The organism is Deinococcus murrayi DSM 11303, assembly GCF_000482805.1.
GTDB classification, from domain to species: Bacteria; Deinococcota; Deinococci; order Deinococcales; family Deinococcaceae; genus Deinococcus; species Deinococcus murrayi.
In genome coordinates, this window is the sequence record NZ_AXWT01000029.1 from 1 (window position 1) to 20,000 (window position 20,000).

Sequence of the window (20,000 nt, forward strand, 5' to 3'; positions counted from 1 at the left end):
GAAGGTGCGGTTGGATCACCTCCTTTCTACAACGCTCCGCTCTTCTTCCCACCCCTGGCCGCCGCGCCAGAAACAATCCACGCTGCCTTTGTCCCTCCGGCTCCCGCCGGGGGGACGCGCTCTTTAATGGGGCGTTTCGTTCCAGGCATGGTCGAGGAAGGTCCGCACGTCGCGGGCGCAGGGGTCTTCTAGGCCGCGCACCTCCTGTTCGAGCAGGCGAATCGCGCGGCGCAGCGCCTGGCGGTCGAGGTCAGGCAAGCCGCGCTCGATGTTCCAGCGCCGCAACTCACAGGTGAGGGTGGCGAGTTCGTAGGGGTCGCCGCTCGCCAGAATCTCGGTGACTCGCCGGTGCCGTGCCGCCCACTGCCGGGGCAGATTGAGGGTCTGGCTGTCGCGAAGGTAGCCCAGCAGTTTGGGGAGTTCGGCGCTCGTGAGGGCCGCACGCAGACCTGCGCTGTGCGGCGAGTCGACCGGAACATAGGCCTGACTCGCCGTGTTGGGAAATTCTATGCGGTAGTAGGCGAGAAGCTCGCCCGCCACCGGGCGCTGGCAGGTGTCCCGCACGACCCCTAGGCCGTAAGGCGGAAGAACGACGCGGTCACCGGGCTGAAAAGACACTGTCTTCAAGGCAGTCACCCCTGATGGCAAGAGGCGCGGTGTTCCTGACCACCGCAAGACAACAAGACAACAGCCCAGCATGGGGCTGGGCTGGGACTCTTAGGCCGTGCACAGACGGGGGCCGGGCCGAAGCCCGCGAGCGGCTGCACAGCGACGCATGGGTCACAGTCTAGCAGAGGTCGCTTTCTTCTCTGGCCGCAACTTCAGCGTTCTGACCCCTGCCGTGAGGCCGTCAAAGGTCCACAGCTGTCCCCGGAGCGGCTTGCCCACTCCCCCCAGCACCTTGAGTGCCTCCAGCGCCATCATGTGCCCGACAACGGCAGCCACCGGGCCGAGGACTCCAGCTTCTGCACAAGAGTGATCGTCCGTGGCCGCCGCGAAAACGTCCCTCAGCCCCAGCGCCGGACCAAAGACGCTCACCAGCCCCGTCGTGCCACTTGCCGCGCCCCAGACCCATTCCCGGCCCTGCGCCGTGCAGGTGTCCGCGATGAGATACCGAGTGCCGAAGTTGTCGGTGGCGTCAATCACGAGGTCGGTGTTCGCCACCAGCGCGGCGGCAGTGGCTTCACCCAGGGCCGGAGCCGTCTCGACCTCCACCCAGGGATTGACGGCCCGCACGCGCTCGGCGGCGGCCTCCGCCTTGGAGCGTCCCACGTCAGCGGTGGAAAAGTGCGTCTGGCGGTGCAGGTTGCTGAGGTCCACCGTGTCCCCGTCCGCAATCACCAGCCGCCCCACGCCGGACCCCGCGAGGTGCAGCAGCACCGGCCCCCCCAGCCCCCCCGCGCCGACCACAAGCACGCGGGCCGCCCGGAGGCGTTCTTGCGCTCCGGCCTCCAGCCATTCGGGAACCAGCAGGGGGCGCGAGTAGCGGCGCAGTTCCTCGCGGGTCAGGGGGTCGGGGGTCATGGGCAGAGTGTAGGGGAGAAGCGAGGCGTCGCCCCCGTCCCCCCGCACGCGGAGCCTTCCTCCGCACTAGACTGCCTGCCGACATGACGCTTCTCGTCCTCGCGCTGTCTTACCTGCTCGGCTCGCTGGTCGCCGGGGTGCTGTACTCGCGGGCGCAGGGCGAGGACATCCGGGACCGGGACCTGCCGGGGGGCAGCGGGACCTTTCGGCAGTACGGGCTGCGGGCCGCCCTGCTCGTTGGCGTGCTGGACGTGCTCAAGGGGGTCGCAGCGGGTCTTCTGGCGCGTGCTCTGCTGCCGGAAGCCACCTGGGTGGGCACCTTGGGGGTCGTGCTGGGCCACTGCTACCCGGTCTTCTTCCGCTTTCGGGGCGGGGGCGGCATCGCGCCGCTGTTGGGGGCGCTGGCGGTGACCGCGCCCGTCACGTTGGGGAGCAGCTTGCTCGCCGCGCTGGTCTTGATTCCCCTCTACCGGGCGACCTGGCAGCGCCGGGTGGGGCTGAATGCAGTGCCCGTCGCGACGGCGCTCGCGCTGCCGCTGGGCCTGTGGCTGGCGACCCGCACAGGCGGCCTGGCCGACCTGCTCGCCGGGGGCGGCGTGATGGCGCTGCGGGCCGCGCACCTGCTCGCCGGGCGGGGAGGGCGCCCATGAGGGGCCAGGGACGCGGGCGGCGGCTCGCCCCCGCGCTGCTGGCCCTCCTGCTGCTGGGGCCGGGGACGGGGGCCGAGCCCGTCGTCGAGGGACGGACCCTGCGCGATGAGGACGGAGGAACCGTGCGCTGGGAGCGCACTTTTCCCGCTGCGTGGGGAGAACTGAGCGTTCCGGCCACCCTGGGGGGCACGGTGTACCTGGGGGTCGGTCCCGTCGTGTATGCCTTCGGATCGCAGGGGCAGACGCTGGCCCGCTACGACCTTCCCGCCCCGGTCAGCGCCCTGGATTCGTCGGGGGGCACCCTGCGGGTGAGCGTGCGCGGCGACGGCTACGAGGAACGGTTTACCCTGACGCCCGCGCCGGGGGGCGGCGGGGTCCAGGAGCGGGTGGTGTTTCCCCCCGACCCCTGGGTCACGGGCTGGTTGCGGCGGGCTGCGGCGCTGCCGTCCGCAGAGACCCTGGCAGAGGCGGTGGCCGCTGACCCCCTCAACCCCTTCCTGGCGCTGCGTGAGGCGCGGGTGACGCGGGGAGACCGCCCCGCCCAGTTGCGGGCGGTGCGGCGAGCGCTCGCTGCCGAGCTGCCCTTTCCGGCGTGGGTACAGCTCGCCGCCGACCTCGACGCGCTGGGGTTTCCCGCCGCCGCTAATGTGGCGCTTGACCGGGCGCGGCGGGACGCGGCGGCGCGGGGCTATGACCCGGAGGTGCGGATAAGCCGCCGGGCGCTGGAGGCGTACGGCAATCCCAGCGGTTATGTGGGCACCCTGTTGGCACAGGGGCGGCTGGCGCGGGCGGACGTGTGGCTGCGCTACCTGCGCGAGGTGCATCCCCGCTTTGAGGGCAGCGACGCGCTGTATGCCCGCTACGCGAGTCTCCTCGAAGCCCAGGGCCGGGGCGGGGAGGCCGAGGAGTGGCGGCAGTTTCGCCGCTCACTGAGGGCTGGAACCCTCTACAACCTGGGACCCCAGGCCCCCGACCTCGTGCGGGCGGCCACCCGCACCCTCACGCTGGCGCTGGCGGTCGCGCTCGTGGCGGCCCTGCTGACCCTCGCGGCGCGGGCGTGGCGGGCGCAGGGCGACGACCTCCGCCCGCTGGGGGGACGCTGGCGCAGTTGGCGGCGGCCCCTGCTGCGGCTGCGCTACGCGGCGGTGCTGTACGCCACCTGGACCGAGCGGCTGGGCCTGGCCGTGCTTGCGGCGGGATTGGCGCTGGCCCTCGCCGCCTGGGGCTGGGCCAACGGGACGGCGGCGCGGCTGCAAGAACCCGCTCTGAACGCGGGCACCTACGGGGGCGGGTGGGGGGCGGCCCGCTTGAGTGACCTGGGCCTGCGCCCCGGCCCTGACGCGGCGCTCCTGTTTGGCCTCGCCGCGCAACTCGACGGGGACGATACGGCGGCCCGCTTGCGCTACGCCCAGGCCGCAGAGGACCCCTGCGCCCGCAACAACCTCGCGGTCATCGCCCAGGCGCGGGGGGACGCGCCTCAGGCCCGCGAGGGATACCGCGCTGCCCTCGCCGCTCGCCCGGACCTTGCCGCCGCCGCCTACAACCTGGGCCTCAATCCCGGCACCCCCGGCACCGCCTTTCAGCGGGCGCTGCGGCCTGGGCAGCCCCGGCTGTGCTTTCCCAACGACCGCAGCCTCGCCCGCGCCGTGCAGGGCGACCTCGGCGTGACGCTGGCCCGCCTCGCCCGCGAGCCGCTGGCCGCCGGGCAGACGCTGGGCAGCCCCCGGCTGGGCGGGGCGTTTCTCGGTGCGCTGCTGCTCGTGGGCGTCCTCGCGCTGAGCTTGGTGGTGCCGCGCCCGGCAGGAGCCGCCGAGCAGGGGCGACCCGCCCTCTTTCGGCTCGCGGCGCTGGGGTTGCCGGGGGCCGCGCTGCTGGACAGTCCCTGGGGCGGGGTGCTGCTGCTGGCCTGGGGGACCGCTGCCGCCGCGCTGCTGCCCCTCGCCGGGGTGACCCGCTTTGCCCCGCCGCTGAATCTCGCGGACCCGGCGGTCCGGGCGGCGTTGCTGACGCTGCTGGCGGCGACCTATGTCCTGAACACGCTCGCCTTCGTGGGGGCCGAGCTGCGGCATGCCCGCGCCCGCCGCCGCGCCGCGCTGGCCAGGTAGGGACCTCCGCGGACCGCAGACAGGAGTCAGCCTCGCCCGCCATACTGCCCGGATGCTGAGCCGAGAAGGTCTGTTCCGCCGTTCCGTCCTGAAGCCCCGCCGAAGTTCGCGGTCCCTCCTGACAGCTCTCTTGCTGGGGGCAGCCCCCCTGGCTGGGGCGCAGGGGGCCGCGCAGCTCACCCTGACCACCGACCAGACCGTCGCCTATGTCAACGGCGTAGCCACCCCCTTGCCCGCCGCGCCGCGGCTCATCGGCGGGCGCACGCTGGTGCCCCTGCGCGAGACGGCGGCGCTGCTGGGGCAGCCCGTCAGCGAGGTGGGCGGGCTGTGGCAGGTGGGCCGCCTGAACGTGGACCCAGCTCGCGGGACCGTCTTTCTGGCGGGGGCGGCGCAGCCTTCCGGCAGCGTGGTGGACGTGAGTGGGGTTCCCTACGTGCCCGTGCGCCTGCTCGCCGACGCCCTGAACGCCACCCTCAGCGTGGGGCCAGATGGCCGTACCCTCACCCTCGTTGCGCTCGCGCAGGGGGTCAACCCGCTCGCGCCGCAGGCCCGCTTTTCGACCGACAAGACGGTGTATGCCCCCGGCGAACGGGTGGTGTACACCGAGTACGCCTTTGACCCCGATGGGGCCGACCTCACCTCTCGGCGCTGGACGGGGCGGCAGGAGGTCTTTTTTCAGCCGGGCACCTACACGGTCACCCTCCAGGTCACCAACAGCCGGGGCCTTCAAAGCGCCCCCTTCTCCCGGACCCTCCGGGTGGAGGGGCCAGCCGTCGACACCCCGTTGACCTACGCCCTGAAGTACGCCGAGCCGGGCGACCGCTTTCCTGACCCGCAACTCCGCTCCTATCCCCTCGCTCCCACCCAGCCCACCTTCCGCGAGAATCACCCCCTCCTCTTTAGCAACAGCCCTGAGGTGCCGACCCAGAGCGGCGTGCTGTACCAGGACAGCCTGGCGGGGCGGGTGCGGCTGCTGGGGTACCACATCAACGGCCTCAAGACGGGCGCGCGGCTGCACATCCTCGCCCGCAACCTGGAGGGCGGCCCGGTGGAACTCCGCACCGAGCGCCAGGGCGAGACGGCCCCCACCCGCATCGAGACGCTGCTGGGGCAGGTCACCCTGCTGGACTATTTTGCGAGCACGGGCGGCCCCACCCTCACCCTGGCCCCCGGCGCAACCGTCCCAGTGTACTCCAGCCCCACCCTGACTCCCGGCACCGGGGTGAACGTGATGCAGGACCTGGTGGCGTCGGGGCGGGTCGAGCTGACTTTCCTGATGCTGGAAGAGGCGCTGCCCCCCACCGCGCAGGTCGCCCAGCAACTGCCCTACCTCCCGCACGACGGCAAGCACCAGCGCGGCACCTTTGAGAACGCCGTGCGCGGCCTGCGGGTCAACCTGACCACCCTGCCCGCCCGGCTGGTCATCGGGGATGGGCAGGTCGACCCCGCCATCACCGGGGTGGACAAACTGACCGGGCAGCCCCAGCGCCTCGCCGGGAACTACGGGGTGCGCTATCACCTGGAGGTCTACGGGGCGGCGGGCACGGCGGTCGCCTTTAGCCCGCGCGGGGGCCTCTACCGGGGGGCGATGCACGTGCAAGACGGCCCCCTCGCCCAGACCATCAAGCTGCCGCGCACGGGCAACGCCATCGAGCCCGACCAGCCCGTCTTGCTGTGGCGCACCCGCTCGGACCGCCTCGACCTCGACCTCGTGCCCGCGAGCGGGAGCAACCTGCCCGTCAGCCTGATTTTCTACCGTGGGGGAACGGGCACCGGGACGGGGACCGGGTATGGCGGGCTGTTCAAGCCGTATCAGCCGTAAAGGTGGGTCGAGAAGTCCAGCCGTCGAGGGGTCAAGGGAAGTCAGGGGTGCTCGACCTCCTCGACCTCTTGACCCCTCGACGGGCGCGTCAGCGCCCCTACAGCGTCCGTGTCGCCGCCACCCACCACCCCGGATGCTGCGCCCGCAACCGGGCCGCCGCCGCGTGCGCCGCGTCATCGTTCGGGGCAAGGGCAAAGCAGGTCGCGCCGCTGCCGCTCATCAGGGGAGCGCGGAGGCCTGCCGCCGTCAGTGCCTCCAGCGCCTCCCGGATGGGCGCGTGCCGAGCGGCGACGGGTCCTTGCAGGGCGTTGAAGTAGGGCACCGGGCCGCCCCCCACTAGCCCCGCGAGGATGCCCTCCACGTCGAGTTCGGGGGTAAAGTCTTCCTCCTCATCGAGCCAGCGGTAGGCGTCGCGGGCGCTCACCTCTACGCCGGGGTTAACGAGCACCAGCGGCACGGGCGGCACGGGCAGCGGCGTGAGGACCTCGCCCACGCCCCCCGCGAGCGCGGCCCGCCCCAGCAGGAAAAAGGGCACGTCCGCCCCCAGCGAGAGCGCCAGTTCGGGCAGCCGCACCCCCGCCGGGTAGAGCCGGGCGAGCGCCATCAGGGTGGTCGCGGCGTCGCTGCTGCCGCCCCCCAACCCGGAGGCAAGGGGGAGCGCCTTGCGCAGGGTCATCGCCGCCCCGCCCGGCTCTCCCGCCGCCGCGAGGTAGGCCCGCGCCGCTCGGTACACGAGGTTGCGCTCGTCGGCGGGAAGGCCTGGCGCACCCTCGACCCGCAGGGTCAACTCCGGCGCGGGCGCAATCTCCAGCTCGTCGCCCACCGCCAGTGGCACCATCACGGTGTGCAGCTCGTGGTAGCCCCCCTGCCGAAGCCCGCGCACGCTGAGGCCGAGGTTGACTTTGGCAGGGGCGAGGTAGGTCGTCGGGGGGGCAGGGGAGGGGGCGGTCATCGTGCCTCAGCATCCCATACGCGGGCCAGCGCCCCCGCGAGGGCGAGGTCCCCCGGCGTCGTCACCTTGAAGAGCCGGGCGTCGCCGGGCACCAGCCGCACCGGGACACCCAGCCGCGCCACGAGTCCGGCGTCGTCGGTAGCGCTGACGCCCTCGGCCTGTGCCGCCGCGTGTGCCCGCCAGAGCAGCTCACGCCGAAAGGCCTGCGGGGTCTGGACCGCCCAGAGGCCCTCGCGGGGGACCCCCCCGGCCCAGAGGTCGCCCTCGCCGCGCACCAGGGTGTCGGCCACCGGGAGGGCCACCGTCGCCGCACCCGTCTCGGCGACCGCCGCAAGCAGCGCCCGCACGACCCCCCCCGGCAAGAAGGGCCGCGCCGCGTCGTGCACGAGGACCACGTCGGCCCTCGTCGCGGCGAGCAGCCGGGCCACACTTTCTTGTCGGGTCGCTCCACCTTCGACCGCGCGGACGGGGAGGCCGGGGGGGAGGTCCATCCCAGCGGGCAGGGCGACGAGCACCTCGTCGACCAGCGGAGCGAGCGCGGCCACGCTGCGGGCGAGCAAACTCACGCCCGCAACCTCCACGAACGCTTTTGGCCCCTGCCCCAGCCGGGTGCCCGACCCGGCGGCGGGAATCAGGGCGGCCCTCACGCGCCCTCGCCCTCCCGCCAGCGCCGAAAGCCCGGCACGTCCAGCCCGAACTGGTCGAGCACCCGCGCGGTGACGAAGTGCAGCAGTTCCTCCACGTCCCTGGGCGCGTGATAGAAGCCCGGCGAGGCGGTCATCAGGGTGGCCCCCGCGTCATGGGCGGCGAGCATGTTCGTCAGCATGGGCCGGGGCAGCGGGTCCTCGCGCAGCACGAGCACCAGGGGCCGCCGCTCCTTGAGGGTGACGTGCGCCGCCCGCGAGAGCAGGTTGTCTGCAAATCCCCCCGCCACCTTCGCCAGAGTGCCCGCGCTGCACGGCACAATCAGCATGCCATCCGTGCGGAAAGACCCGCTCGCCACGCTCGCCGCGAGGTCGCGGTCGTCGTGCACGGTGTGCGCGAGGGCGGTGAGGTCCGCGAGGCTGGGGCCGCCCGCCTCCGCCGCCATCACCCGCTTGGCCCCGCTTGTCACGATGAGGTGCGTCTCGACCTCTAGGGCCCGCAGCGCCCGCAGGATGCTCCCGGCATACGGAATCCCGCTGCCCCCACTCACGCCGACGACGAGCCGCATGGAAAAGAGGGTAGCAGGGGCGGTTGGCGGGGTGTTGGGCACACCCCCCCTCACCCCAAGCTCTCGCAAGGCCCTCTCTGCAAGCAGCTCTACGAGTCCCACAAGAGGAGAGAGGAAAAACCACGCTCTTACTGAGGCCACCTTTTTCTGTGTCAGCCGCCCTCAACGTCCCCGCCTTTCAAATCCACTTTCCAGACAGACGAGCCGTTCGGCGCGTCCGCGCCGAGGCCTTTGACTTGGGCGAAGGATGGCGTGGAGGGGGAAACGGGGAGGTGCCGAGCAACCCCAGAAGATGGGGGGACGACCTTTGCCTAGCGCAGCGCCGCTCCCCCTGCCCCTCTGGGGGAGGGGGCTGGGGGGTGGGGGAAAACCGCAATCAAGATGCATGACTGCTCCAAATCCCCAACCACCACTCCGCCCATGCTTTAGCCTGACCCATGACCCCCGCGCAGGCCGCCGCCGTCCTCCAGGGCTACTGGCAGGGCGAGCACTTCGCCGACCCGCCCGCCTACCTCGACCGGGCGCGGGCGCTGTCGCCCGTCCTGTATGACCCGACAAGCGGTCTGGCCCTGCTGACCGGGCACGCGGCGGTGGGGGCGGCCCTCAAGAGTGGGCAGGTGCGGACCAGCAAGTACGCCGCTGACCCGGCCTTTGCGAGCAGCGAGGCCGCCCGGTTGCTCGCTCCGATGATGCTCTTTCACGACGGGGCCTCGCACACCCGGCTGCGGTCGCTCGCACAGAGAGCCTTTACCCCCAGGGTGCTGGAGGAGAGCCGTGAATTCATCGCCGGGTTAACCGACACCCTGCTCGACGGGGCCGCGCGGCAGGCGGCGCAGAATGGGGGAGAGGTGGACGCCGTGGCCGCCCTCGCGGTGCCGCTGCCCGTCGCCGTCATCGTGGAGATGCTGGGGCTGTCGGGGGACGACGCGGGCCGCTTCAAAACCTGGGCGGGCAGCGTGGCCGACCTCATCGGTGGCCTGAACGTGCCCCCAGAGCGCTGGGCGCAGGTGGAAGCCGACGCGGGGGCGATGCGCTCGTATTTCCGCACCCTCGCCGACGACCTGCGTGCCCATCCCCGCCCCGGCCTGCTCTCGGCCCTCGCTGCCGCCGAGGACGGAGGCGAGCGCCTCAGCGGGGACGAACTGCTCGCCAACGCGGTGCTGCTCCTCGTCGCGGGGCACGAGACGACCTCTAACCTGCTGTCGGGGAGCCTGCTCGCCCTGCACGAGTGGCCGGAGGAGCGGGCCTGGCTCGCGGCGGACCCAGCAGCGCGAGTGGGGAACGCCGTGGAGGAGCTGCTGCGCTTCCTCTCGCCCGTGCAGGGCACCGCCCGTTTCACGACCGCCCCGCTGACGCTGGAGGGGGTGGTGCTGCCGCCTGAGCTGCCGTTGCTCATCAGCCTCGCGGGGGCGAACCGCGATTCCGCCGCCTACCCGGACCCCCACGCCCTGCGGCTCTCGCGGGAGAATGCCCGCACGCACCTCGCTTTTGCCGCTGGCCCACATTACTGCCTGGGGGCGGGGTTGGCGCGGCTGGAGGCGGCGGTGTTTCTCACGCGCTTCCTGGCCCGCTTTCCGGGGTACCGGGTGCCAGAGCAGCCGCTGAGCTACCTGCCCAACTTCACCCTGCGGGGGTTGCGGGCGCTGCGGGTGGCGCTGTAGCGGGGGGGCAGGCGGCGTGGCGGCAGCCGGGCGGGGGCGGGTAGACTCTAGCCCATATGCCCGACCCCAACCGCACCCGTGAAGCCCTGCGAGCCGCCATGACCGCCTGGGCGGTCGCGGAGGTGCGCGGCGACCAGGCCCGCGTGACTCTGGTTCCCCAGCCCCAGAGCCTCGCCCGGCACCTCGAAGCGGTGGACCCGCAGTGGGCGCTCGCGTGGGCCTGCGACAGCGTGACCCCGCCGGTGGTTCGCGCCCGCCTGACGGTGGGGGGGGCCACCCGTGAGGGCCTTGCCAGCGGCCACACGCTCGCGGATGCTCGGCTGCGGGCGCTGGCCGACGCGGCCCGCTTCTTTGGCTTAGACCTCCCCGAAGAGGCGCAGTGGGTCGAGTACGACCCCGAAGACGGCCCCAACACGACCGACCTCGACGCGGAGGCCGAGGAGGGAGCGGCCCCCGCGCCCCGCCCCGCCGCGCCGCCCGCCCCGCCCCGCGACCCGCAGATGGAAAAGGCCCGGGGGCACATCAACGACCTCATCGAGCAGCTCAAGGCAGCGGGCAAGATGAAAGAAGCCCTGCAAGCCTTGAACCGTGGCTACGGCGAGTCGCTAGAGGAAAGCCGCGCCATCTACAAAGAACTTCAGGCCATCTTGCGCGGCTAGGGCATGCTCAAGGTCATCGCGGTCGGAGACGTGCACGCGGACTGGCCCGCGCTGTGGGGAGCGCTGCGGGCGGCGAGCTGTATGGACGCGGCAGGGCGGCCCACACCGCCAGTGCTGGCGGGGCTGTATCAGGTGGTCCTCCTTGGCGACCTCGTGCACCCCAAGAACGAGCGGGCCTACGAGCGCCTGACCGGGCTGCGGCGCTTTGACGTCCGCAACCCGGACCATCTGCTCTTGGCCGCCCGCGAGCAGGTGCGCGAGCTAGAGCGCCTGCGCGAGTACCACGCGGCGGCCCCGCACGCCGTGCACATCATCCTTGGCAACCACGACGCGGCGGTCCTCCACTCCGGACCAGTGTTGGGCACGAGCAGCGGCCTCGTTCACGTCGAGTTTGACCCGCAGCGGGGCGGGGCGCTGCTCCCCGAAAGCTTGCGGCGCTGGATGGGGGGCTTCCTGCGCGAGCTGCGCCTGGGCCGGGTGCAGTTTGCCCACGTCTCGCCCCTGCCCGCGCACGCCAGCTACGATGACCTCTTTTACAGCGACGCCAGCCACAAGCGCTGGTTTCGAGACTCGCCTGAATACGTGCGGCTGGCGGGCCTCAGCCTGGGCGTCTACGGCCATACCCAGATGCAAGGCGGCATTCACATCGACCGCGACGCCGGACTCTGCCTGATTGACGCCCTGCACGCCCGCGAGTACCTGGAACTGCTGCTGGACCCCGCCGCTCCTGACCCCGTGCGGGGGGTGCGGGCCATGCCGTTCTAATGCCGGGGGGAAGTGTGGCCGTGTTGACAGGCGAGGAGGGGGCCGCTATCTTTAACCCCGCTGCTTTTGCGGCTGCAAATCAGACTGGTCCGGTAGTGTAGCGGTTAGCATAACTGCCTGTCACGCAGTAGGTCGCGGGTTCAAATCCCGTCCGGACCGCCAGTCGGCTAGGTAGCTCAGCTGGTAGAGCAAACGACTGAAAATCGTTGGGTCGCCGGTTCAAGTCCGGCCCTGGCCACCACCAAAGACTCCGCCCCGTGCGGAGTTTTTGCTTTGGGCGGACGCTCCCGCACCGCAGGAAGCAAGCGAGGGTCCGCCCGGCCAGTGCGGCGGGCGGTCCCCCTGTCTCCGAACTCAAAGAGGGGCTAGAACGCCCCCTCCAGCGCCTCCAGCGCCGCCTGCGGGTCCCTAATCCCGGCCTGGGCCATGTCGGGTCGTCCGCCGCCCTTGCCGCCCGCCGCCGCCGCGAGCTTGCCCACGAGCTGCCCCGCGTGCGCTCCCCGTGCGACAGCGTCCTTGGTCGCCTTGACCACCAGGCCCCGGTCACTGGCGATGACCGCGAGGTCGGCCCCGCTGCTGTCCAGAAGCCGGTCGGCGGCCCCGCGCAGCTCGTTGCCCTCGATGCCGGAGAGCCGCAGCGCCGCGACCCTAAAGCCCCCCAGCTCGCGGACCGGCTGGCCCGCGCCGCCCCCGCCGCCCATCTGGGCTTCGGCGAGCTGGCGGCGCAGCTGGGCTGCCTCCTGCCCCGCCGCCTTGAGCTGGGCTTGCAGGCCCTGGACGCGTGCTTCGAGGCCGTCCACCCCGGTGTTGAGCAGCCCGGCCACCCGTGAGGCCGCCTCCAGCCGTCCGCGCACCCAGGCGGTGGCCGCCTCGCCCGCGAGCGCCTCGATGCGCCGCACACCCGCCGCGACGTTCTCGTCGGACACGACCACAAACGCCCCGATGTCCCCGGTCCGGCGCACATGCGCTCCGCCGCACAGTTCCTTGCTCGTCACCGTCGTGCCGCCGTAGGGCACGCCGCCCTCTACGCTGACCACCCGCACGGTGTCGCCGTACTTCTCGCCGAAGAGGGCGGTCGCGCCCGCCGCTTTCGCTGCCTCAAGGGGCATCTCCTGCCAGGTCACCGGGAAGTTGGCACTCACCCAGCGGCTGACGAGCGCCTCAACCTGCGCGAGTTCCTCGCCCGTGAGGGCTGCCCCGTGGGTGAAGTCGAAGCGCAGGCGGTCGGGGGCCACCAGCGACCCGGCCTGCCGCACCCCCGGCCCCAGCACCGCCCGCAGCGCCGCGTGCAGCAGGTGGGTGGCCGTGTGGTGGCGCTCGGTGGCCCGGCGTTCGCTCGACACGACCCCACGCACCCGCGCTCCAGGGCGCAGCTCGCCCGCCTCCACCAGGACGTCGTGCAGGAATACCCCTGCCGGAGTCTTGCGGGTGTCGCGCACCTGCCCGGAGCCGCCCTCCCACTCCAGCCGCCCGGTATCGCCCACCTCGCCGCCGCCCTCCGCGTAAAAGGGACTGCGCGAGAGCACCACCATGGCCTCGCTGCCGGCGGGCAGGTGGGCCAGCCGCTCCCCCCCCGCGACGAGCGCGAGCACCTCGCCCTCCGCCTCCAGCGCGTCATAGCCGACAAACTCGGTGGCGGGCAGGCCGCTCAGGGCCTCCTGCGAGCTGCCGAACAGCTCGGATTTGCCGTACTTGCTGCCCGCACGGGCGAGGTTTTGCGCGTGTTCAAGGCTTTCGGCATACCCGGCCTCGTCCACCGAAACGCCGTATTCCTCAGCGATTTCTTTGGTGAGGTCGAGGGGAAAGCCGTAGGTGTCGTACAGGAGGAAAGCGTCCTCGCCGCGCAGGGTGCCGCCCTCGCCCAGCCCGGCAAGCAAGCCGCCCAGGCGCTGGATGCCGCCCTCCAGCGTCTTCAAGAAGCGCTCCTCCTCGGCGCGGATGGCTGCCTGTACCCGTTCCTGCTCGGCGCGGAGTTCAGGGTAGGCGTCCCCCATCTTCTCCACGACCAGCGGCACCAGTGTGTGCAGCGTCGGCTCGCGCAGGCCCAGCAGGTAGGCGTGGCGGGAAGCGCGGCGCAGAATCTTGCGGATGACGTAGCCGCGCCCGGTGTTGCCCAGGGCCACCCCGTCCGCGATGACCATGCTCACCGAGCGGACATGCTCGGCCACCACCCGGTGAGAGACGCTCTGCGGTCCCTCGTAGGGCTGGCCGGACAGCTCGGCAATCCGGGCAATTAGGGGCGCGAAGACGTCGTTCTCATAGAAGTCATAGACATCCTGCACGACGGTCGCAATGCGCTCCAGGCCCATCCCGGTGTCGATGTTCTTGAAGGGGAGGTCCCGGAGGACGGGCGTGCCGTCGGGCAGGGGGTCCTGGCGGTCGTATTGCGGAAAGACGCAGTTCCAGATTTCCAGGAAGCGGGTGCTCTCGCGGGTCTGGGCGTAGTCGGCCCAGGTGTCGTCGCCGTACGCCGGACCCCGGTCGTAGAAAATCTCCGAGCAGGGGCCACAAGGCCCGTTGGGGCCTTCCTTTGGGGCGTTGGCGGGCCAGAAGTTCTCGTCGGCCCCAAAGCGCAGGATGCGCTCTGCCGGGAGGCCAATCTCCTGGGTCCAGATGTGGAAGGCTTCCTCGTCTTCCTCGTAGATGGTCGCGTAGAGCCGCTCTGGGTCGAGGCCCATCCACTGCGGCGAGGTGAGGAACTCCCAGGCCCAGGTCAGCGTCTCGCGCTTGAAGTAATCCCCAAAGGAGAAGTTCCCCAGCATCTCCAGCAGCGAGCAGTGCCGCAGGGTGCGGCCCACGTTCTCGATGTCGCCCACTCGCAGGCACTTTTGCACGGTCGTGACCCGCTTGCTCTCGCCGTAGCCGGGAAACTTCGCCGCAGCGCCCATGAACTGCGGCTTAAAGGGTTGCATCCCCGCCACCGTAAAGAGGGTCGTGGGGTCGGGGGCGATGAGCGAATGGGAAGGCAGCCGCAGGTGTCCCTTGCTCTCGAAGAAGCGCAGGTAGTTCTCGCGGATTTCGGCGGTGGTGAGCGGCCCGGTCATGGGGCGAAGTCTAGCGCGGGGGGGAACAGCCCTTCATGTCAGTCCAACCCCACCGACCACCACGCCTCGCGCCGGGCGGCGAGGCGAGCGCGGGGGTCATCCAGGGCTTCCAGGGCGCGGGTCAGGCCCCGCCAATCGCTCTCGCTCATGGGGTCGAGGGCCAGCGCCCGCTGGTGAAACTGCGCGGCGTCCTTGGGGCGGCCCGCCGCCGTCGCGGCCTCGGCGGCCAGCCCCAGCACGCTCAGTTGTTTGACTTCCAGCCGGGCGCGGACCTCCTCGACCCAGGGGCTGTCGGCTCCCGGCAAAAAGAGGCCATACAGGTCGGCGAGTTCGCGCAGTTCTTCTAGGCCCAAGCTTCCGGCCTCGGCTTGCTTGGCGAGCCGCTCGTAGCGGGCCACGTCGTAGTCGGGCTGAAGCCCTTCGGCGAGCGCGTAGCGGCGGTTGGTGCTCACGACCGCTTCGCTGCTTAAGCTGCGACGCAAGCGGTGCAGGGTCGTGTGAAAGAGGCTGCTGGCGCGGGCCTCGTCTTTTTCCGGCCACAGCGCTTCGGCGGCCTCCCAGGAGGTCACCTCGCGGCGTTCGAGCAGATAGAAAAACAGTTCCAGCGCCTTGCGCGACACCCACGCGACCGGGGTGCCCCGCCACACGACCTGCGCGGTGCCCAGGGCGCTGGCCGCCATGCTGCTTTCCTGGCTGCGGGTCAGCCCCACGCGGCGCAGCCGGGCGTCGACGGCGGTCGTCAGGTCCTGGGGGGTAAAGGGCTTGGGGACATAGTCGTCGGCCCCCAGGTTCATGCCCCTTCTGACATCGCTGCGCTCGGCGTGGCTGGAGAGCAACACGAAGGGCACAGCCCCCAGCTTCTCGTGGCTGCGCACCTGTTCGAGAAACTCCAACCCCGTCATGTAGGGCATCACCACGTCGCTGATGACGAGGTCAGGTGTAAAGACCTTGAGGAGGTCGAGCGCCTCGACCGGATGGCTGCTCGTGCGGACCTCATGCCCGGCGCGGGACAGAATCACGCTGACGAGCTTGAGGATGGCGGCGTCGTCATCCACGACCAGGATGCGCGGCATGGAGGGCAGTGTAGCAGCGGCGCCGCAGGGGGCACGTACCCGGCTTCACACCCCGCTGCCGGGCTAGGCTGGGGACATGACCACGCCCGCCCCCCTGACGGTTCTCCACGCCCGGACCCTCACCCTCGACCCGCAGCAGCCCCAGGCTGAAGCGGTCCTGGTCGGCGGGGGGCGCGTGCTGGCGGTCGGGAGCCGCGAGGAACTGCGGGCGCTGGCGCCGAGAGCCGAGGTGCAAGACCACCGCGACCTGCTCCTCACGCCGGGCCTCGCCGAAGCGCACATCCACCTTGTGAGCTACGGCTTTTCGCTTGCGGAGCTGAACCTGCACGGTGCCCGCAGCGTCTCGGAGGTGCAGGCCAAAGTGGCGCAGCGGGTGCTGAATACCCCCCCCGGCACCTGGATTCGCGGCGGGGGCTTCCTGCTCTCCGAACTGGGCCTCCATGACTACCCCACCGCCGCCCTGCTCGACGAGGTCAGCCCGCACCACCCGGTCTTGATTTACTCGCGGGACCTGCACCTGAGCTGGGCGAACTCGCTCGCGCTGCGCCTCGCGGGGGTCACCGCAGGCACCCCTGACCCGGAGGGCGGCAAAATCGTGCGCCCGCTGGGCACGCTGCTGGAGCACGCCAGCGGCCTGGTGGCGCGGGCGCTCCCCACCCCCACGGGGGCCGAGTACCTCGCGGCGGCGCGAGCGGGCGCAGGCGACCTGGCGGCGCGGGGGTACGTCAGCGCCCACACGATGGCCTTTGAGCCAGTCGAGGCCCCGCGTGCCCTGCAAGACCTCGCCGGGCGCGGCGAACTGCCGCTGCGGGTGTGGGCCACCCTGCCGCACGACCGCCTCGCACACGCCCGCGACCTGGGGTTACGCCGCAGCCCCGGCGGTCTCTTTCAGTGGGGCGGGGTCAAGTTCTTCGCGGATGGGGCGCTCGGAAGCCGCACGGCGTGGCTGCACGCCCCCGGCTTTGCGGACGGGTCGGGCACCGGCATCCCCCTCGACCCTCCGGCCCTCATCCGCGAGCGCGGCGAGGAAGCCCTGCGGCTGGGTCTCACGCCCGTCACCCACGCCATCGGGGACCGGGCGAACACTGAGGTGCTGGACGTGTACGACGCGCTGCGGCCCCTCGCGGACCGGGTGGGCGTGCGGCTGCGGGTCGAACACGCCCAGCATGTCCGGCCCCAGGACCTCCCGCGCTTTCGGGGCCTGACCGCCAGCGTGCAGCCCATCCACCTCCAGGCGGACGGGCCGATGATTCGTGACCTGCTGCCGCACCTCACGGGGACGAGTTACGCTTTCCGCTCGCTGAGGGAGGCTGGGGCGGTCCTCGCCTTTGGGTCCGACGCCCCGGTCGCGCTCCCCGACCCCCGCGCCAACTTCGCCGCCGCAGTCACCCGCCGCGACGATACGGGCGAGGCCATCGCCCCCGCCGAGGCCCTCACCGAGGAGGAGGTCCTGTGGGCACACACCCGTGGCCCCGCCCTCGCCGCCGGGTGGGACGATGAGGGCATCATCCGCCCCGGAGCGCGGGCGGCCTTTACCCTCTGGGACCGGCTGGGCGGGCAGGCGCGGGCGCTGGTGCTGTAGCGGCCCCCCAGTCTTACGCCTCGACGCCCTCCGGCAGCTCCGCGTTGGTGTAGACGTTTTGCACGTCGTCGAGGTCTTCGAGGGCGTCAATCAGGGTCATCAGTTTGCGGGCGTCCTCGGCGTTCACGGCCACCGTGTTGGTGGGCACCATGGTGATTTGGCCGCTTTCGGGCTTGAAGCCCGCCGCCACGAGCGCGTCTTGCACCGCGTAGAGGTCGTTCGGGGCGGTGCTGATTTCTAGCCCGTCTTCGGACTCCTGGAAGTCCTCCGCGCCGTGCTCGATGGCAGCTTCCTGCGCGGCTTCAGAGGCGTCGGCGAGCAGCAGCACGCCCTTTTTCTCGAACTGCCACGCGACCGAGCCGCTCGTGCCCAAGGAACCGCCCCGCTTGTTAAAGACGGCGCGGATATCGGCCACGGTGCGGTTCACGTTGTCGGTGAGGGCTTCGATAAAGATGGCGGTTCCGCCGGGGCCGTAGCCCTCGTAGGTGACCTCCTTGTACTCGGCGGCTCCCTCCGCCGCGCCGACCGCCCGCTTGATGGCGTTTTCAATGTTGTCGGCGGGCACCGTGTCGGCTTTGGCGGCGGCGATGGCATTTTTCAGGCTAAGGTTGGCGGCTGGGTCTCCGCTGCCACCCGACCGTACCGCCGCCTGAATGGCGCGGATGTGCTTGGAGTACAGCGCGCTGCGTTTCTTGTCATTGGCACCCTTTTTGCGCTTAATCTGCGCCCATTTGCTATGTCCGGCCACGTTCTATCTCCTTCAGGAAAGACGCGCTCACCCGCTGGGGACGGGGACGCGCAGCAAGGGGCATTCTACTGCGGGCGCGGGGCGGCCCGCCGCCCTGGGGTCACACCCGCAGGTCTTCTTCTTCGGTCAGGAAATCCACCGCTCCTGACCCAATCTCATAAAAGGCCCCAATCACCCGCACCTGGCCGCTTGCCTCGGCCTCCCGAATCACGGCTTGCTCGCGCAGCGCGGCCACCTGGTGGCGGACGTTGTTCAGCACGGCTTCGCGCATCCGGGCCTTTTTGTCGCGGATGGGGGGGAGGTCCCACACGCTGGGTTGGATGCGGGCAATCAGGCGGCGCAGGTGCTCCGGCTCCTGGGCGAGGTCGGCTTCGGGCAGCAGCGCCGCCGCCACCGCCCCGCACCCCTCGTGCCCCATCACGACGATGAGCCGCACGTCCAGGTGCCGCAGGGCATACTCCAGCGACCCCAGTTCGGAGTCTCCCGCCACATTGCCCGCCACCCGCGTCACAAAGAGGTCGCCGAGACCCTGGTCAAAGACAATCTCGACCGGGACTCGGCTGTCACTGCACGCGAGCACCGCCGCAAAGGGCGTCTGCCCCATGATTTGGGCGCGGCGCTGGTTGGCGCCAGCCTCCGGGCGGGTGGCCTGACCCGAAAAGAAGCGGGCGTTGCCGTCTTTGAGGGCCGCAATCGCGTCGTCCGGGGTGGCCATGCGGCCCTGACGCAGCGCCGCGATTTCTTTCATGCTGGCCCCGCGCCGCACCGCGTCCAGGATGCGCCGTTCGAGGTCGGACGCAGGGGCTGGGGCGGAGGGGGAAGCGGGGTCCGGCCTGTTCACCCGGTCATCCTAGACCCAGGGCAGCCCCAGGGGGGCGGGCTTACTGGCCCTGGCCCGCCGTGTAGCCCGCTTGACTGTCAAAGGTGTAGAGGTGCTCAGTCTTCACGAAATCAAGGCCCTCTTCCGCGACCCGCGTCAGCAGGGCCAAGACGTCCGCATGGGTGGGCACCCCCTCGCCGCGCCACAGGAAGCGGCAGCGCCAGTGGTCCGAGCGGTTCGTCTCCGGCAGGCCCTGCGGCCAGACCTTCACGCCGCGGTTGGAAATCATATCGAGCCGCCAGTTCTCGCCCTCCGCCCGCTGCAAGCGCTCTCCCAGAACATCGGGCTGACGGTCCGCGTCCGTCCACTCCAGGAAGACGTCGGTGCCGACGAGGACCTTTTCGGCGCGGGGGCGGTCACTGAGCTGCACCTGAATCCGCGAGGCGGCTTCCCCCTGCACGGCGGGCAGGCGCTCTGGAAGCTGCCCCAGGCGCGCGATGACAGCGTCGGCAAAGGCCTGGGTGCCCACCCGGCGGGTGGTGTGCTCGCCCGCGATGTCCCCGGTGTGGATGCCGTCTTCCAGGGTCCGCAGCCAGGCATTCTGGACCCGCGCCGCCACGTCGCCCTGGCCGATGTGCGTGAGCATGAGCGCCGCCGCGTTCAGCAGCCCGCTGGGGTTGGCCTTGTCCTGTCCGGCGATGTCGGGGGCCGAGCCGTGCACGGCCTCGAAGAGGGCAACCGTCTCCCCGATGTTGGCGCTGCCGCCCAGCCCCACCGACCCGGCCACTTCCGAAGCGATGTCCGAGAGGATGTCGCCATACAGGTTGAGGGTCACAATCACGTCGAAGTTCTCTGGCCGCGCTCCCAGCCGCGCCGCCCCGATGTCGATAATCAGGTGGTCGGTGGCCAGCTCCGGGTATTCCCGCGCTACCTCGTCAAAGACCCGGTGAAACAGCCCGTCGGTGAGCTTCATGATGTTGTCCTTGCTCATCGCGGTGACCTTGCGCCGCCCGTGGGCGCGGGCGTACTCGAAGGCGTAGCGAATCACCCGCTCGCAACCCTGGCGGGTGACCAGCTTGAGGCACTGGTAGACCTCGTCGGTTTGGCGGTGCTCGATGCCCGCGTAGAGGTCTTCTTCGTTCTCGCGGACTATCACCAGGTCCATCTGCGGGTGGTGGGTGGCGACAAAGGGAGCGTAGGCCCGCGCCGGGCGCACGTTGGCATACAGGCCGAGCGCCTTACGCAAGGTCACGTTCACGCTCTTGTAGCCGCCCCCCTGCGGGGTGGTGATGGGGCCTTTGAGCAGGACTCCGGTGCGGCGCAGTTCCTCCCAGGCGTCCGGGGCGACGCCCGACGACACGCCGCGCAGGTAGACTTCCTGC

The 20,000-nt window shown here is 71.1% G+C and carries 17 protein-coding genes and 2 tRNA genes (1 of these 19 running past the window's edge); 9 read left to right on the top strand and 10 right to left on the bottom strand.

Annotated features, from left to right (window positions below; genetic code table 11):
- Window positions 1–123 precede the first annotated feature (123 nt).
- Complete coding sequence (locus H565_RS0107210; protein ID WP_027460452.1) at window positions 124–627, bottom strand: CarD family transcriptional regulator; 504 nt, start codon at window positions 625–627, stop codon at window positions 124–126.
- A gap of 153 nt (window positions 628–780) precedes the next feature.
- Window positions 781–1,524, bottom strand: coding sequence for a HesA/MoeB/ThiF family protein (locus tag H565_RS0107215; RefSeq protein ID WP_027460453.1), 744 nt, complete (start codon window positions 1,522–1,524; stop codon window positions 781–783).
- An 83-nt stretch (window positions 1,525–1,607) separates the two neighbouring features.
- Between H565_RS0107215 and H565_RS0107220 the strand changes: the two genes are divergently transcribed.
- From H565_RS0107220 to H565_RS0107230, 3 genes are read left to right on the top strand one after another with little or no spacing between them, the layout of a single operon-like run.
- A complete protein-coding gene (locus tag H565_RS0107220) occupies window positions 1,608–2,174 on the top strand; it encodes a glycerol-3-phosphate acyltransferase (protein ID WP_034408724.1) in 567 nt (188 codons plus the stop codon).
- Window positions 2,171–4,279 (top strand): hypothetical protein, encoded by a 2,109-nt coding sequence (locus H565_RS0107225; protein WP_051363468.1) that lies wholly within the window; start codon window positions 2,171–2,173, stop codon window positions 4,277–4,279. The genes H565_RS0107220 and H565_RS0107225 overlap by 4 nt, the downstream gene beginning before the upstream one ends.
- 52 nt (window positions 4,280–4,331) lie before the next feature.
- Window positions 4,332–6,101: a stalk domain-containing protein gene (locus tag H565_RS0107230; RefSeq protein WP_051363469.1), complete on the top strand. Its 1,770-nt coding sequence runs from the start codon at window positions 4,332–4,334 to the stop codon at window positions 6,099–6,101.
- A gap of 97 nt (window positions 6,102–6,198) precedes the next feature.
- Here H565_RS0107230 and H565_RS0107235 read toward each other — a convergent pair whose 3' ends face one another.
- Genes H565_RS0107235 through H565_RS0107245 form a run of 3 tightly spaced genes read right to left on the bottom strand, consistent with a single transcriptional unit; the run spans window position 6,199 to window position 8,266 of the window.
- A complete protein-coding gene (locus tag H565_RS0107235; protein WP_027460457.1) occupies window positions 6,199–7,053 on the bottom strand; it encodes a 4-(cytidine 5'-diphospho)-2-C-methyl-D-erythritol kinase in 855 nt (284 codons plus the stop codon).
- Window positions 7,050–7,700 (bottom strand): 2-C-methyl-D-erythritol 4-phosphate cytidylyltransferase, encoded by a 651-nt coding sequence (gene ispD, locus H565_RS0107240; protein ID WP_245576187.1) that lies wholly within the window; start codon window positions 7,698–7,700, stop codon window positions 7,050–7,052. The genes H565_RS0107235 and ispD overlap by 4 nt, the downstream gene beginning before the upstream one ends.
- Entirely contained in the window at window positions 7,697–8,266 is a 570-nt protein-coding gene (locus H565_RS0107245) for a UbiX family flavin prenyltransferase (protein ID WP_027460459.1), read from the bottom strand. The genes ispD and H565_RS0107245 overlap by 4 nt, the downstream gene beginning before the upstream one ends.
- Before the next feature lie 437 nt (window positions 8,267–8,703).
- On the opposite strand from H565_RS0107245, the gene H565_RS0107250 reads away from it, so the two are divergent.
- From H565_RS0107250 to H565_RS0107270, 5 genes are all read left to right on the top strand, one after another.
- Window positions 8,704–9,927, top strand: a complete 1,224-nt coding sequence (locus tag H565_RS0107250; protein WP_027460460.1) for a cytochrome P450 — start codon at window positions 8,704–8,706, stop codon at window positions 9,925–9,927.
- Window positions 9,928–9,983: 56 nt separating this feature from the next.
- The gene (locus H565_RS0107255) at window positions 9,984–10,586 is read left to right on the top strand and encodes a hypothetical protein (protein ID WP_027460461.1); all 603 of its coding nucleotides are present in this window, start codon (window positions 9,984–9,986) and stop codon (window positions 10,584–10,586) included.
- Window positions 10,587–10,589: 3 nt separating this feature from the next.
- Window positions 10,590–11,351: a metallophosphoesterase gene (locus H565_RS0107260; protein WP_027460462.1), complete on the top strand. Its 762-nt coding sequence runs from the start codon at window positions 10,590–10,592 to the stop codon at window positions 11,349–11,351.
- Window positions 11,352–11,437: 86 nt separating this feature from the next.
- Window positions 11,438–11,513 (top strand) — tRNA-Asp (locus H565_RS0107265).
- A 3-nt stretch (window positions 11,514–11,516) separates the two neighbouring features.
- Window positions 11,517–11,592: transfer RNA gene (locus tag H565_RS0107270), tRNA-Phe, on the top strand.
- A gap of 124 nt (window positions 11,593–11,716) precedes the next feature.
- Here H565_RS0107270 and alaS read toward each other — a convergent pair.
- Window positions 11,717–14,395: an alanine--tRNA ligase gene (gene alaS / locus H565_RS0107275; protein WP_027460463.1), complete on the bottom strand. Its 2,679-nt coding sequence runs from the start codon at window positions 14,393–14,395 to the stop codon at window positions 11,717–11,719.
- A gap of 38 nt (window positions 14,396–14,433) precedes the next feature.
- Complete coding sequence (locus tag H565_RS0107280; protein ID WP_027460464.1) at window positions 14,434–15,468, bottom strand: AfsR/SARP family transcriptional regulator; 1,035 nt, start codon at window positions 15,466–15,468, stop codon at window positions 14,434–14,436.
- Between the two features lie 76 nt (window positions 15,469–15,544).
- Between H565_RS0107280 and H565_RS0107285 the strand changes: the two genes are divergently transcribed.
- The gene (locus H565_RS0107285; protein ID WP_027460465.1) at window positions 15,545–17,050 is read left to right on the top strand and encodes an amidohydrolase; all 1,506 of its coding nucleotides are present in this window, start codon (window positions 15,545–15,547) and stop codon (window positions 17,048–17,050) included.
- Window positions 17,051–17,063: 13 nt separating this feature from the next.
- Here H565_RS0107285 and H565_RS0107290 read toward each other — a convergent pair whose 3' ends face one another.
- The 3 genes from H565_RS0107290 to H565_RS0107300 form a co-directional block, all read right to left on the bottom strand.
- Window positions 17,064–17,798, bottom strand: coding sequence for a YebC/PmpR family DNA-binding transcriptional regulator (locus tag H565_RS0107290; RefSeq protein WP_027460466.1), 735 nt, complete (start codon window positions 17,796–17,798; stop codon window positions 17,064–17,066).
- A gap of 100 nt (window positions 17,799–17,898) precedes the next feature.
- Window positions 17,899–18,546, bottom strand: coding sequence for a carbonic anhydrase (locus H565_RS0107295; protein WP_084542918.1), 648 nt, complete (start codon window positions 18,544–18,546; stop codon window positions 17,899–17,901).
- A gap of 133 nt (window positions 18,547–18,679) precedes the next feature.
- Window positions 18,680–20,000: the 3' portion of an NADP-dependent isocitrate dehydrogenase gene (locus H565_RS0107300; protein ID WP_051363471.1), read on the bottom strand. 167 nt of this gene lie beyond the right edge of the window; the window shows 1,321 of its 1,488 coding nt (coding positions 168–1,488); its start codon lies off the right edge, out of view — the gene reads right to left on this strand; it ends in the stop codon at window positions 18,680–18,682.

Excerpts from the sequence above, each read along its gene's own strand:
- H565_RS0107215 (WP_027460453.1), bottom strand. The coding sequence starts at position 1,524 with ATGACCCCCGACCCCCTGACCCGCGAGGAACTGCGCCGCTACTCGCGC.
- H565_RS0107220 (WP_034408724.1), top strand. The coding sequence starts at position 1,608 with ATGACGCTTCTCGTCCTCGCGCTGTCTTACCTGCTCGGCTCGCTGGTC.
- H565_RS0107225 (WP_051363468.1), top strand. The coding sequence starts at position 2,171 with ATGAGGGGCCAGGGACGCGGGCGGCGGCTCGCCCCCGCGCTGCTGGCC.
- H565_RS0107230 (WP_051363469.1), top strand. The coding sequence starts at position 4,332 with ATGCTGAGCCGAGAAGGTCTGTTCCGCCGTTCCGTCCTGAAGCCCCGC.
- H565_RS0107235 (WP_027460457.1), bottom strand. The coding sequence starts at position 7,053 with ATGACCGCCCCCTCCCCTGCCCCCCCGACGACCTACCTCGCCCCTGCC.
- H565_RS0107245 (WP_027460459.1), bottom strand. The coding sequence starts at position 8,266 with ATGCGGCTCGTCGTCGGCGTGAGTGGGGGCAGCGGGATTCCGTATGCC.
- H565_RS0107250 (WP_027460460.1), top strand. The coding sequence starts at position 8,704 with ATGACCCCCGCGCAGGCCGCCGCCGTCCTCCAGGGCTACTGGCAGGGC.
- H565_RS0107255 (WP_027460461.1), top strand. The coding sequence starts at position 9,984 with ATGCCCGACCCCAACCGCACCCGTGAAGCCCTGCGAGCCGCCATGACC.
- H565_RS0107260 (WP_027460462.1), top strand. The coding sequence starts at position 10,590 with ATGCTCAAGGTCATCGCGGTCGGAGACGTGCACGCGGACTGGCCCGCG.
- alaS (WP_027460463.1), bottom strand. The coding sequence starts at position 14,395 with ATGACCGGGCCGCTCACCACCGCCGAAATCCGCGAGAACTACCTGCGC.
- H565_RS0107280 (WP_027460464.1), bottom strand. The coding sequence starts at position 15,468 with ATGCCGCGCATCCTGGTCGTGGATGACGACGCCGCCATCCTCAAGCTC.
- H565_RS0107285 (WP_027460465.1), top strand. The coding sequence starts at position 15,545 with ATGACCACGCCCGCCCCCCTGACGGTTCTCCACGCCCGGACCCTCACC.
- H565_RS0107295 (WP_084542918.1), bottom strand. The coding sequence starts at position 18,546 with ATGAAAGAAATCGCGGCGCTGCGTCAGGGCCGCATGGCCACCCCGGAC.